At 60.8% G+C, this 11403-nt stretch carries 12 protein-coding genes and 1 tRNA gene; 4 read left to right on the top strand and 9 right to left on the bottom strand.

What is annotated here, in order from left to right:
- Positions 1 to 157 precede the first annotated feature (157 nt).
- The 3 genes from EK369_RS20205 (at position 158) to EK369_RS20195 (ending at position 2630) form a co-directional block, all read left to right on the top strand.
- The gene (locus EK369_RS20205; RefSeq protein WP_127116081.1) at positions 158 to 1144 is read left to right on the top strand and encodes a phage major capsid protein; all 987 of its coding nucleotides are present in this window, start codon (positions 158 to 160) and stop codon (positions 1142 to 1144) included.
- A 167-nt stretch (positions 1145 to 1311) separates the two neighbouring features.
- Positions 1312 to 1542 carry a hypothetical protein gene (locus EK369_RS20200; RefSeq protein ID WP_127116080.1) on the top strand — a complete coding sequence of 77 codons (231 nt, stop codon included), beginning with the start codon at positions 1312 to 1314 and terminating at the stop codon, positions 1540 to 1542.
- The gene (locus EK369_RS20195; RefSeq protein WP_127116079.1) at positions 1542 to 2630 is read left to right on the top strand and encodes a tyrosine-type recombinase/integrase; all 1089 of its coding nucleotides are present in this window, start codon (positions 1542 to 1544) and stop codon (positions 2628 to 2630) included. Before EK369_RS20200 ends, EK369_RS20195 begins: the two co-directional genes overlap by 1 nt.
- 39 nt (positions 2631 to 2669) lie before the next feature.
- Here EK369_RS20195 and EK369_RS20190 read toward each other — a convergent pair.
- The 4 genes from EK369_RS20190 to EK369_RS20175 all read right to left on the bottom strand — a co-directional run bounded on the left by EK369_RS20190 (position 2670) and on the right by EK369_RS20175 (position 5915).
- Positions 2670 to 2746, bottom strand: a tRNA-Pro gene (locus EK369_RS20190).
- Positions 2747 to 2761: 15 nt separating this feature from the next.
- Entirely contained in the window at positions 2762 to 3736 is a 975-nt protein-coding gene (locus tag EK369_RS20185; protein ID WP_127116078.1) for a DMT family transporter, read from the bottom strand.
- 120 nt (positions 3737 to 3856) lie between these two features.
- A complete protein-coding gene (gene leuB, locus EK369_RS20180; RefSeq protein ID WP_127116077.1) occupies positions 3857 to 4960 on the bottom strand; it encodes a 3-isopropylmalate dehydrogenase in 1104 nt (367 codons plus the stop codon).
- 58 nt (positions 4961 to 5018) lie between these two features.
- Positions 5019 to 5915 carry a LysR family transcriptional regulator gene (locus EK369_RS20175; RefSeq protein WP_127116076.1) on the bottom strand — a complete coding sequence of 299 codons (897 nt, stop codon included), beginning with the start codon at positions 5913 to 5915 and terminating at the stop codon, positions 5019 to 5021.
- 93 nt (positions 5916 to 6008) lie between these two features.
- Between EK369_RS20175 and EK369_RS20170 the strand changes: the two genes are divergently transcribed.
- A complete protein-coding gene (locus EK369_RS20170; protein ID WP_127116075.1) occupies positions 6009 to 6920 on the top strand; it encodes a Rossmann-fold NAD(P)-binding domain-containing protein in 912 nt (303 codons plus the stop codon).
- Here EK369_RS20170 and EK369_RS20165 read toward each other — a convergent pair.
- The 5 genes from EK369_RS20165 to EK369_RS22025 all read right to left on the bottom strand — a co-directional run bounded on the left by EK369_RS20165 (position 6869) and on the right by EK369_RS22025 (position 11393).
- Positions 6869 to 7906, bottom strand: a complete 1038-nt coding sequence (locus EK369_RS20165; protein WP_206198132.1) for an endonuclease/exonuclease/phosphatase family protein — start codon at positions 7904 to 7906, stop codon at positions 6869 to 6871. The genes EK369_RS20170 and EK369_RS20165 overlap by 52 nt on opposite strands.
- 26 nt (positions 7907 to 7932) lie before the next feature.
- Positions 7933 to 8742 carry a hypothetical protein gene (locus tag EK369_RS20160; protein WP_306461225.1) on the bottom strand — a complete coding sequence of 270 codons (810 nt, stop codon included), beginning with the start codon at positions 8740 to 8742 and terminating at the stop codon, positions 7933 to 7935.
- A 381-nt stretch (positions 8743 to 9123) separates the two neighbouring features.
- Positions 9124 to 9729, bottom strand: a complete 606-nt coding sequence (leuD, locus tag EK369_RS20155) for a 3-isopropylmalate dehydratase small subunit (protein WP_127116072.1) — start codon at positions 9727 to 9729, stop codon at positions 9124 to 9126.
- A gap of 81 nt (positions 9730 to 9810) precedes the next feature.
- Positions 9811 to 11217, bottom strand: a complete 1407-nt coding sequence (leuC, locus tag EK369_RS20150) for a 3-isopropylmalate dehydratase large subunit (RefSeq protein ID WP_127116071.1) — start codon at positions 11215 to 11217, stop codon at positions 9811 to 9813.
- Between the two features lie 53 nt (positions 11218 to 11270).
- Positions 11271 to 11393 carry an isopropylmalate isomerase gene (locus EK369_RS22025; RefSeq protein WP_206198131.1) on the bottom strand — a complete coding sequence of 41 codons (123 nt, stop codon included), beginning with the start codon at positions 11391 to 11393 and terminating at the stop codon, positions 11271 to 11273.
- Positions 11394 to 11403: the final 10 nt, after the last annotated feature.

Genomic DNA, 11403 nt, shown 5'->3' with positions numbered 1-11403 from the left:
GACTTGAGCGCCGTTGAGAAAGCGGCATAACTATTGAACCAGAAACTCTCCGGTAAACCCGGGGCGGTTCAGTCACTCTTGGGACAACGGCGAGGGGCTCAACAGTAAGATCGTTGATGGCATCTATTCACGTGTGAACAGGGCGCACGAGCCAACAATGGGCCGCGAATTCGCGGGCGCATCGCTGTCGGAGATCGCCGACATCTGCTTGCAACAAGCCGGGAAAAGCACCGCCATGGCCTCAGTCGCTTCTCGTGTGGAAATGGCGCTTCACGGCACCAGCGACTTCCCAAATATCCTGCGCGATGTGGGCAACATGTCGTTGTCAAACGCCTACGAGGCATCGCAATCGGCCATCAAACAGACCAGCCGGGAAATCGCCGCATCGAATTTCCGGGCGCTGCATTCCGTCAAGGTTTCAGCGGGCCCCGATCTTGAGGAAGTGAATGAGCAGGGCGAATTCAAGGCTGGGACAATTGAGGAAGGCGATGAAACCTTTGCAGTGAAAACCTACGGCAAAATCTTCGGGATCACTCGTCAGGCCATCGTCAATGATGATCTGGACGTGTTCTCGAATATGTTCCCGCTGTTGGGCCAAGGTGCTGCCAACACCGAGGCCAAACTTTTCGCAGGGCTGCTGGAAGAAAACGCAGGCCTCGGGCCCAAGCTCTCGGATGGCAAGACGCTCTTCCACGCAGATCACGGGAACCTCGCGCAAGCATCGGCAACGCTGTCGGTCGCAAGTTTGGGAACCGCACGGGTCGCAATGCGCCGCCAGACCGGGCTTGCAGGCGAGGCGATCAACGTGGTCCCGACATTCCTCGTCGTTCCGCCTGAGCTGGAAACGCTCGCTGAGCAAGTCCTGACAGAAATCGCGGCAAGCGAGGTGGCGAATGCCAACCCGTTTGCGGGCAAGCTGAAACTGCTTGTTGAGCCCCGCCTGACAAGCGCAAGCGCTTGGTATGTGTGCGCGGCCCCCGGTGCGCCTGATGGCTTGCAGCACGCCTATCTTGACGGTGTGGCAGGCCCTCAGCTTTTCACTCGCGAAGGCTTCGAGGTGGATGGTGTCGAATACAAGGTCCGCATGGATTTCGGTGCGGGTTTCACCGATCATCGCGGCTGGTTCATGAGCCCTTCGGCCTAAGCTGGGGTGCGCGGTAAGTCGTGCCCCTAACAATCGTGTGGCGGGTTTTGGTTTCGCCTGATGCCACATGTAGCGGGATGTCTGGTTTTCGACATGCCAGCATCCTTGACGGCCCCGGTGAGGTTTTTTCCTTTCCCTCACCGGGGCAAATCAACCGGGGAATGAAGATGTCAAACAACCCAATCCAATCCAATATTCCCGCGATCTGCGTCAGCAAGTCGAGCGCCGCCGCCATGCTTAACCTGTCGCCCGGCAAGTTCTCGGAGCTGGTTGAGGCCGGTGCTATGCCGAAACCGCGCTGCGGAGGTTCACGCCGCCTGTGGTTGGTGACAGAGCTTTACACTTGTGCAGCGGCGCTGCCCTCGCAGGATGAGGAAGATACCTGGGGCGATCTCTAATGGCTCGCCGGATCAAACGTGAGTTTCCGGGCGTTACCGCATATTTTGATCGGCACCGGAAACGTCGCTATCGGTTTCGCAAAAAGGGTTTCACAACTGAAATCCACGGCGAATACGGCTCCGCCGAGTTTCGCCGGAACTATGAGCGGGCTTTGAGCGGCTTTAAATCGCAAGAGATCGGTTCCCCGGCCACAAAGCGCGGCACGGTCAATGCGCTTGCGGTTTCCTACTACAAGAGCCCCGAGTTCGTATCGCTAAAGGACAGCACCAAGTTGACCGATCGTCGCGAAATCGAGCGGTTGCGCGAGGATCACGGCCATAGGCTCGTGAAACAGATGAAGCGGCAACACGTGGTCAAGTTGCTGGAACCCCTGACAGATCGACCATCTGCGCGCAACAACCGCCTGCGGATGCTCAAGATGCTTTTGAACCATGCTGTTGAGATTGGGTGGCGCTCATCAAATCCAACAGCCGGGATCAGGAAAATGCGCACCAACGCGCATGGCTTTCACACGTGGACAGAGGATGAGTTGCAAAAGTTCTTTGAGCATCACAAGGCGGGCTCTGTGGCGCACACAGCGGTCACGTTGATGCTCTACACCGCGTGCGCGCGGTCGGATGTCGTTAAGCTCGGATGGCAGAACCTCAAGGGTGATCGTTTGCAGTATCGCCGCCAAAAGACTGAGGGTGTCTCAACGGTGTTGATTGACATCCTGGTGCACCCTGAGCTGCGCAAAGTGTTGGATACGCTGCCCACTGACAAGCTCACATTCCTCGAAACCAGAGGCGGGCGGTCAAGAACTGCAAACGGGTTGGGAACCGCCATGCGCAAATGGTGCGACGACGCAGGCCTGCCGAAATGTTCAGCTCACGGGCTGCGCAAAGCCTGCGCCACCCAGTTGGCAGAGGCAGGGGCAACGGAGCGCGAAATCATGGTTTGGACGGGCCACAACTCACCAACAATGGTGCAGGTATATGCAGGCAAGGCGCGTCGCGGTCTCTTGGCCGATCACGGCTTTGAAAAGCTAATAAAGAACGAACAGGGTTCAAAACTTGACGAACCCAATACGAAAGGTTCGACAAAGTGAGCAGTAATGTAAATGAAATCAGTCGCCTAGATGCGACATTGGTCGGAGTGAGAGGATTCGAACCTCCGACCCCTGCCTCCCGAAGACAGTGCTCTACCAGGCTGAGCTACACTCCGACCGTGCAGCGCGTCCTAAGGGGTCTCGTCAGAATTTGCAAGGCCCTTGCGCGCTGATTTTCGCCGCAATGCCACCGACACCCGGAACGCGCCGGGCGAAAAGGCGCGGGTGCGGTTGCGCAGCACCGGGGTGGTGGTCGAGGTCCCGCCCGAGGCCTCGCGGACCACGATGTAAAGACCACTGAGGATGATGATCCCGGCCCCGACAAGTGTCTGACGATCCACGGTTTCTCCGAACAAAAGCGAGCCAAAGATGAGGCCCCAGATGATCTGCGAGTATTGCATGGGCGCGACCACCGCGGCCTCGCCCAGGGTGTAGGCCCCCACCAGGCAAAAGGCCGCGAGAAAGCCCAGGATCGCGATGCCGCCCATGCCTGCGAGGTCGATCAGCGGCATCGGCACATAGACGTACCCCAGCCCGGCCGCCATCACCAGGAAGGTGGCCGCCAGCGGGAACAGCAGCATCACAACCCGGCGTTCCTCGTGGCCGATCTTGCGGGCGATCACCGATTGCGTCGCCGCGCAGAAGACGGCGACAAAGGCCGCCAGATGCCCCAGCCCCAATTCGGCGCCGCCCGGGCGCACCACCACGACAACCCCGGCCAGCCCGATCAGAACCGCCACGGCCCGGTGGATGCCGACCTTTTCGCCAAGGACCGGAATGGCCAAGAGCGTGATCAGCAGCGGAATGGTGAAAAAGATCGCATAGGCCTGTGCCAGCGGCAGGGTTGAGACCGCGTAAAACCCACACATCCCGCCCAGCGCCATGGCCATTGACCGCAGCGAAATCCACCACGGATGCAACGGGCGCAAGTTGCCCTGGGTCGGGTCGCGCACCAGCATCAACGTGACCAGTGGGAACGACATCAGGCTGGTGAAGAACAGGATCTGCACCGGCGAATAGGTGGCGCCCAGATGCCGTACAATCACGTCATGGGTCGAGAAAAAGGCAAAGCCTGCCAATCCCAGCAGGATGGCTTTCAGGTTCATGTCCGGGACCTGTCATTGGTTGTGTGCAGTGCCTTCTTTGGACCGTAACCCCAGCCGTTTTTCAAGAAAAAAGGCGCGGAATGCCGCGCCTTTTTTGCAATCAGGTTGGTTTGGTCCGGTTTACAGGCTGGCGTCCAGCGCGGCGAGGATCGCGTCCCCCATCTGGTCTGTCGAGACCGGGGTGCCGCCATCGGCCTGCATCAGATCACCGGTGCGCACGCCATCGGCCAGCACCTTTTCCACCGCCGCTTCCAGGCGGTCGGCTTCCGCGCCCTGGTCAAACGAATAGCGCAGCGCCATGGCAAAGCTCAGAACACAGGCGCAGGGGTTGGCCTTGCCCTGACCGGCAATGTCCGGGGCCGAGCCGTGTACCGGTTCGTACAGCGCCTTGGGACGCCCGTTCTCCATCGGCGCACCCAGGCTGGCCGAGGGCAGCATGCCCAGTGATCCGGTTAGCATCGCGGCGCAATCGGACAGGATGTCGCCAAACAGGTTGTCGGTGTAGATCACGTCGAACTGTTTCGGGGCACGCACCAGCTGCATCGCGCCATTGTCGGCATACATGTGGCTCAGCTCGACCTCGGGATAGTCTTTCGACACTTCGGTGACGACTTCGCGCCACAGGATGCCGGACTCCATCACATTGGCCTTTTCCATCGAGCACAGACGCTTGTCGCGCTTCATCGCCAATTCAAACGCGGCGCGGGCACCACGTTCAATCTCGCTCTCGGTGTAGCGCTGGGTGTTGATGCCAACACGCTCGTTGCCCTCTTCGAAAATGCCACGCGGCTCGCCGAAATACACGCCCGAGGTCAGCTCGCGCACGATCATGATGTCCAGCCCCGAGACCAGCTCGGTCTTCAGCGACGAGAAATCCGCCAGCGCGTCAAAGCACTGCGCCGGGCGCAGGTTGGCAAACAGGTCCATCTCCTTGCGCAGACGCAACAACCCGCGCTCGGGCTTAACCGAGAAATCCAGATCGTCGTACTTGGGGCCACCCACGGCACCCAGGAGAACCGCGTCGACCTCTTGCGCCTTGGCCATGGTGTCGTCATGCAGCGGCACGCCATGCGCGTCATAGGCGGCACCGCCCACGAGGTCTTCGCTCACGTCAAAGGACAGGCCGCGCTTGTCGCCGTACCAGTCGATGATGCGGCGCACCTGCGCCATGACTTCGGCGCCAATGCCGTCGCCGGGAAGGATGAGAAGCGAAGGGTTGCTCATGGGTGTCTGTCCTTGATGAATCTCTTTGCGATTGCCCTAAAGACATGGGGCACAAAGATCAAGAAACGAAGGGCCGCAACCCGACGTCCAGCAGCTCCCAGACGCGGGCTATGCGCGGGCTGTGGCGCAGCGCCTCATGGGTGGTCAGCCAGACGGGCAGGTGGGGCAGGGGGAAAGCCAGCGGTATCTCGACCATCTCCGGGTCCTTGCGGGCGATATTGGTCTGACAGAACCCCAGCCCACAGCCTGCGCGAACCAGCTCCCAATAGGCGCTCTGGTTGTCGCAGCGCACCGCGAACATCTCCCGGCTGGCCGGGATCCCCATGGCGCGCATTTCGCGGATGATGTCATCGTTGCTGTCGTAGCCCACAACATCGTGGTGATGCAGGTCTTCTGCCCCGCGCGGCGCGCCCTTGCGATCCAGATAGGCGCGGCTGGCAAACATCCCCAGGCTGATGTCGCCCAGGTGCTTTGTCACCATGTCCAGCTGCTCGGGGCGGTACATGCGCACGGCAATATCCGCCTCGCGGAACAGCAGGTTCTCCGAACTGTCCGAGGGTACGAGGTCAATGCGGATATCCGGTTCCTGCTGCCGCATCTGTGCAATGATGCCGGGCATGACGTGATGCGCCATGAACACGCTTGTGGCAATGCGCACATCGCCCTCCAGCCGCGTCTCGCCCCCCGCCGCGACCAGTGACAGCCCCGCCATCGCCTCGGCCATCCGCTCGGCGTGGCCGCGCATCTCGCGCCCCAACGGGGTCAGTTGAAACCCTCGCGCATGGCGTTGGAACAACTCGACCTTTAGTGTGTTTTCCAGCGTTCGGATATGCCGCCCCAGGGTCGGCTGGGACGCCCCCAGCCGCCGCGCCGCTCCTGACAACGATCCGGTGTCAGCCACGGCCAGAAACGATTGGATCAGAGACCAGTCGAGGGATGCGAGTGTTTTATCCATTCAATAATGAATAGCATAACTGCAGTTTTTGCAAATACCCATTCATGTGTGGCGGGTCCATAATGGTGTCAACTGATTACAGGAGCCGACCCAATGACCCAGACTGTTCTCATCCTCGGCGCTTCCGGGCGCTTTGGCCACAACGCCAGCCAGGCTTTCAAACGTGCCGGCTGGCAGGTCCGCCATTTTGACCGTCACACAGATACGCTGCGGACCGCCGTGCAAGGGGTGCAGGTCATCGTCAACGCCTGGAACCCGGCCTATCCCGACTGGGCGGCAGAGGTGCCGCGTCTGCACGCCGAGGTGATCGAGGCCGCCCGCACCGTCGACGCCACCGTCATCGTGCCCGGCAACGTCTACGTTTACGGCCCCGGAAACGAACCCGTCTGGTGCGCCTCGACGCCGCATCTGGCAACCAACCCCCTCGGGCTTATCCGCCGCGAGATGGAAGCCGCCTATCGCGACAGCGGCGTGCGCACCATCCTTTTGCGGGCCGGTGACTTTATCGATACGCAGCCCTCGGGCAACTGGTTCGACAGGATCATGACCAAGCCGCTGCCCAAGGGCATCTTTCGCTATCCCGGCCGCTCGGACATCCCCCACGCCTGGGCCTATCTGCCCGACCTGACCCGCGCCGCAGTGCTTCTGGCCGAGCAGCGCGACACGCTCAATCGTTTCGAAGACATCGCCTTTCCGGGCTACACACTCAGCGGACAGGACATGTGCGCGGCCCTTTCGCGCATTACCGGTCGCGACCTGCGTCTGAAGCAGGTCAACTGGCTGCCCTTCCGCCTGTTGTCGCCATTCTGGAAGCTCGCGGCCTGCCTGTTGGAAATGCGCTATCTCTGGAACACGCCGCACGAGTTGGGCGCGGCGCGGTTCACCGACCTCTTGCCGGATTTTGACCCCACGCCGGTTGACACCGCGCTCAAACGCGCCGTGGCGTGGCAGGATCAGAACCCCTCGGCGGTCGCCGCCTCGACGTCCACCCAAACCAGCCGGTGACGGCTGGCGTGCACCTCGTCCACGCGCAACACCTCGTGGTCCGCGTCCCCCGGCGCGGGCCAGAACACACCGGCGTCCACAACCTTCCAATCCGCTGACGGCAACACATAGCCAACCCGCATGTCCCCCGGTGAGGGATCGCGCCAATCCACCGTATCCGTGCCGCCAAACGCAGACTTCGGGCGGGTATCCTGTACCTTTGGATGCGCCAGCAAGTCCCGGATCGCCGCATGCCGCCCGTCGCCTTTTTCCGGGTCCAGGTTGGCATTGCCCGCGATCACGAAACGCCCCTTGGGGGCAACGCCCAGATCCCCATTCAGCACATGGGCCCACAGCCGGATTTCATCCGCATTGCGCAACCCGTTGCGATCCTCTGGCCCGTCAAAAACCGGCGGCGTCGCGCTAAAGGCCATCACCGAAAGCACCCCTCCATCCGGCATCACAACCGGCACAATCCAATGCCCGACCGAAGACAGCCGCTGCACCGCCTGCGCGGCTTCGGACGGAAAGGGCGCGCCCGCCACCTCGGGCAATTCCGCCCCCGGCAGATCCCGCCACAACAGGCCCGAGAAATCCTGCACGCCCGCTTCGTCAATCGGCCAGCGCGACAACAGCGCCATGCCGCGCTGCCCCGCAAAGAACCCAAACCCCTGTTTGTCTGCCCCCCGGCCCAACCGGCCATCGCCGTTCATGTCCAGCCCCGTCGCCATGCCCGCATTCGGCAACAGCGCAAAGACATGCGGATACACGATCCCGGCCTCGGAAATCACATCGCGCAGGGCACGCACCCCATGCAGGTCCGCGTCATAATCCACCCCCTGCAACAGCAGGACGTCGGGGGCCACATGTGCCACGACCTGTGCCACCGCGCGCGCCTGATCATCCCCCCGCAGAATATCCCGCAGCATCAGCCCCGGCGCCTTGCGATGCATCTCGACATTGTAACTGGCCACGCGCACAGGCTCTGCCCAGACCGGCAGAGCCATCAGGCAGAACGCCAGAAGCCAAAAAATCAGATGGTTTGCATGGCCTGCGTCGCGGCATAGGCGCGACGTCGGTTCTCGTCGATCATCTCGGCGACACGCCCCATCGCCATGCCCCGCATGATCAGGCTCGCCGGAATAAAGGCCCATGCGCTTATCGTCCAGATCAAGGTCATCGGATCGTCCATGTAGATCGGATCAATCAGATCCGACATCATCTGCACGATCGCCGGGATCAAGAATGGCATCAGAAACCCTAACGCAATGTTAAGACGCCCGTCGCGCTGCAGCCGCGGCAGCACATCGCCACCCGCCGTCGGGTCGAACAGCGGCAGGTTCACCCAGACGTTGAACGCGCCATTGCGGGCGGGCCATCCAAGGATACGCACGTAAAAGAAAAACAGCGTCAGCGTCGCCAGCGAGATCATATAGGCCATGCCCGACGCCGTGCGCACCGCCAGCACCAGATCAGCCGAGGCATTATCCGGCAGCATGATCACCATCAGGCGTACAGGTGAGTAGGGAAAATCGATCCAGTCGCCGACAATATAGCCCAGCGTATAAAGGAACGAGGTCAGCGCATTGGGCTCGTAGCGTCCGCGTGCAATGACGGACAGCGTCAGCACACACAGGAAAATCGCAAGGAACCGCAGCCGGTTGAACGGCGGCGCATAGCGGAATTCCACGATGCTGGGATAGGTTGACAGATATTCGATAAAGACCAGACACCCGGCGAACAGCGCGAACAGCACCACGATATGAATCGCATCCGTACTCACGTTCGGAAGGATCAACGCGGGCGTCGACATCAGCAACGCCACCAATAGTGCGCGGGTCAATGCGCTTGCAAATTTTCCGACCACTGCCCTTTTCCCTTCAACCTGGCCCGTCGCGATACGTTGCCGCGTCCGTGTTCCAACTTGATCCCGCCTGCTCAGACGGGTTTGCCTCATTCTTGCCTTAATCCTGCCCAAGTTCGGGCTTGGTCTCAAGGGTTTGTTTAGACTTGTCCGGATTTCGGTCGAATAGCGGGGCAAGTGGTGCGCCTTTGCACCAATTCATGGTTAAGAAAAGTGAACGACTCCAATGGGCTACCAAATCTAGTGGTCGGCTACGGCAAAATCACCACGGGCTTTGCCGCGCAAACACAGGTTCCGGCCCAACAGAAAACGGGCCGCCCGTATGGGGCGACCCGTCACATTCTTGCCGTATTGTAGCGATCAGGCCCAGGGGCGTGCCGCTTCGGCCTGTGCTTCGAAAGCGTCAATCGCCTCGGCTTTTTCCATGGTCAGACCGATGTCGTCGAGACCATTGAGCAAGCAGTGTTTCTTGAACGCATCCACCTCAAAAGCGATGACCTCGCCGTCCGAGGTGGTGATTTCCTGCGCTTCCAGATCGACGGTCATGCGGGCGTTTTCGCCTTTTTCCGCGTCTTTCATCAACAGGTCCACCTGCTCTTGCGGCAGCACGATCGGCAGGATGCCGTTCTTGAACGAGTTGTTAAAGAAGATGTCGGCAAAGGATGTCGACACGATGCACCTGATGCCAAAATCGGCAATTGCCCAGGGGGCGTGTTCACGCGATGAGCCACAACCAAAGTTGTCGCCCGCAATCAGAATCTCGGCCTTGCGGTACTGCGGTTTGTTCAGCACGAAATCGGCAATCTCGCTGCCGTCGCGGTTAAAGCGCATCTCGTCAAACAGGTTCTTGCCAAAGCCGCTGCGTTGAATCGACTTCAGAAAGATCTTGGGGATGATCATGTCGGTGTCGATATTCACCAGCGGCATAGGGGCCGCGATGCCGTGGAGTTTGATAAACTTTTCCATTTCTAGTCCTTTCGGTGGGGGCTCATCCGCCGTACCCGGCGTCTTCGCGAAGACGCCCGCACGGGCGGATGAGCAGCGCCCTCAGATCATTTCCCGCACGTCGGTCAGCTTGCCGGTCAGCGCTGCCGCTGCTGCCATCGCCGGAGATACAAGGTGCGTCCGCCCCTTAAAGCCCTGACGCCCTTCAAAGTTGCGGTTCGAGGTCGACGCGCAGCGCTCGTTCTCGCTCAGCTGGTCGGGGTTCATCGCCAGACACATGGAACAGCCCGCCAGACGCCATTCGAACCCGGCCGCTTCAAAGATCTCGGCCAGACCCTCTTCCTCGGCCTGTGCCCGCACCAGGCCCGAGCCCGGCACGATCATCGCACGCATGCCATCCTTGATCTTCTTGCCCTTGACCACCTTGGCCACGGCGCGCAGGTCTTCAATGCGGCCATTGGTGCAGGATCCGATAAAGACGGTGTCGATCTCGATCTCGTCCAGTTTCTGACCGGGGGTCAGGCCCATGTAGTCCAGCGAACGGCGCGCCGCTTCGACTTTGCCGCCTTCGAAATCTTCCGGGGCTGGGACAACGCCGGTGATCGGCAGAACGTCCTCGGGGCTGGTGCCCCAGGTCACGACCGGCTGGATGTCTTCGCCCTTCAGCGTGATCACCTTGTCGAAATGTGCACCTTCGTCGGTGAAAAGCGTCTTCCAATACGCGACAGCCTGTTCCCATGCGCCGGCTTTCGGGGCGTGGGGGCGGCCCATGCAGTAGTCAAATGTGGTCTGGTCCGGCGCGATCAGGCCAGCGCGGGCGCCGCCCTCGATGGCCATGTTGCAGACGGTCATGCGGCCTTCCATCGACAGATCCCGGATCGCTTCACCGCAATACTCGATGACATAGCCGGTGCCGCCAGCGGTGCCGGTCTCGCCAATCACGGCCAGGGTAATGTCCTTGGCGGTCACACCCGGCTTCAGCTTGCCGGTGATTTCGACCTTCATGTTTTTCGATTTCTTCTGGATCAGCGTCTGCGTCGCCAGAACATGTTCCACTTCCGAGGTGCCGATACCATGCGCCAGCGCGCCAAACGCCCCGTGGGTGGCGGTGTGGCTGTCACCACACACCACGGTCATGCCGGGCAATGTCCAGCCCTGCTCGGGGCCGACAATGTGCACGATGCCCTGACGCACGTCGTTCATCGGGTAATAGTGGATGCCGAATTCCTTGGCGTTGGTGTCAAGGGCTGCCACCTGAATGCGGCTGTCCTCGGTCATCTGCGTCACGTCTTCGCGACCCATGGTGGTCGGCACGTTGTGATCCGGCACCGCGATGGTTTTCTCCGGTGCGCGCACCGTGCGGCCCGCCATGCGCAGGCCTTCGAACGCCTGCGGGCTGGTCACTTCATGTACGAGGTGACGGTCGATATACAAAAGGCAGGTGCCGTCGTCCGCTTCATGCGCGACATGGGCATCCCAGATTTTATCATAGAGTGTCTTGGGGGACATGAGGTCCTCTCCCTTGGATGGTCTGATTGAAAGATGACAGGAATGCGCAGCGCCTATAGGCGGGCAAGCACCGAACGGGCTTCGCCGTAGAAGCGTTCGCGCAGACGCGCGCGGTCATCCATGTCGAAAATCCGTGTCATGCCGGAGGAGATAACCCCTTCGCCCGAGTCTCGCAAGGGAAAGCGT

This window comes from Shimia sediminis, assembly GCF_003990645.1.
GTDB lineage: Bacteria > Pseudomonadota > Alphaproteobacteria > Rhodobacterales > Rhodobacteraceae > Shimia > Shimia sediminis.
This window is presented reverse-complemented; position numbering and strand designations above follow the sequence as displayed.

Coding starts and splice junctions, on each gene's coding strand:
- leuC (WP_127116071.1), bottom strand. CDS start 11,217: ATGTCCCCCAAGACACTCTATGATAAAATCTGGGATGCCCATGTCGCG.
- EK369_RS20200 (WP_127116080.1), top strand. CDS start 1,312: ATGTCAAACAACCCAATCCAATCCAATATTCCCGCGATCTGCGTCAGC.
- leuB (WP_127116077.1), bottom strand. CDS start 4,960: ATGAGCAACCCTTCGCTTCTCATCCTTCCCGGCGACGGCATTGGCGCC.
- leuD (WP_127116072.1), bottom strand. CDS start 9,729: ATGGAAAAGTTTATCAAACTCCACGGCATCGCGGCCCCTATGCCGCTG.
- EK369_RS20205 (WP_127116081.1), top strand. CDS start 158: ATGGGCCGCGAATTCGCGGGCGCATCGCTGTCGGAGATCGCCGACATC.
- EK369_RS20195 (WP_127116079.1), top strand. CDS start 1,542: ATGGCTCGCCGGATCAAACGTGAGTTTCCGGGCGTTACCGCATATTTT.
- EK369_RS20165 (WP_206198132.1), bottom strand. CDS start 7,906: ATGGCTCTGCCGGTCTGGGCAGAGCCTGTGCGCGTGGCCAGTTACAAT.
- EK369_RS20185 (WP_127116078.1), bottom strand. CDS start 3,736: ATGAACCTGAAAGCCATCCTGCTGGGATTGGCAGGCTTTGCCTTTTTC.
- EK369_RS20170 (WP_127116075.1), top strand. CDS start 6,009: ATGACCCAGACTGTTCTCATCCTCGGCGCTTCCGGGCGCTTTGGCCAC.
- EK369_RS20175 (WP_127116076.1), bottom strand. CDS start 5,915: ATGGATAAAACACTCGCATCCCTCGACTGGTCTCTGATCCAATCGTTT.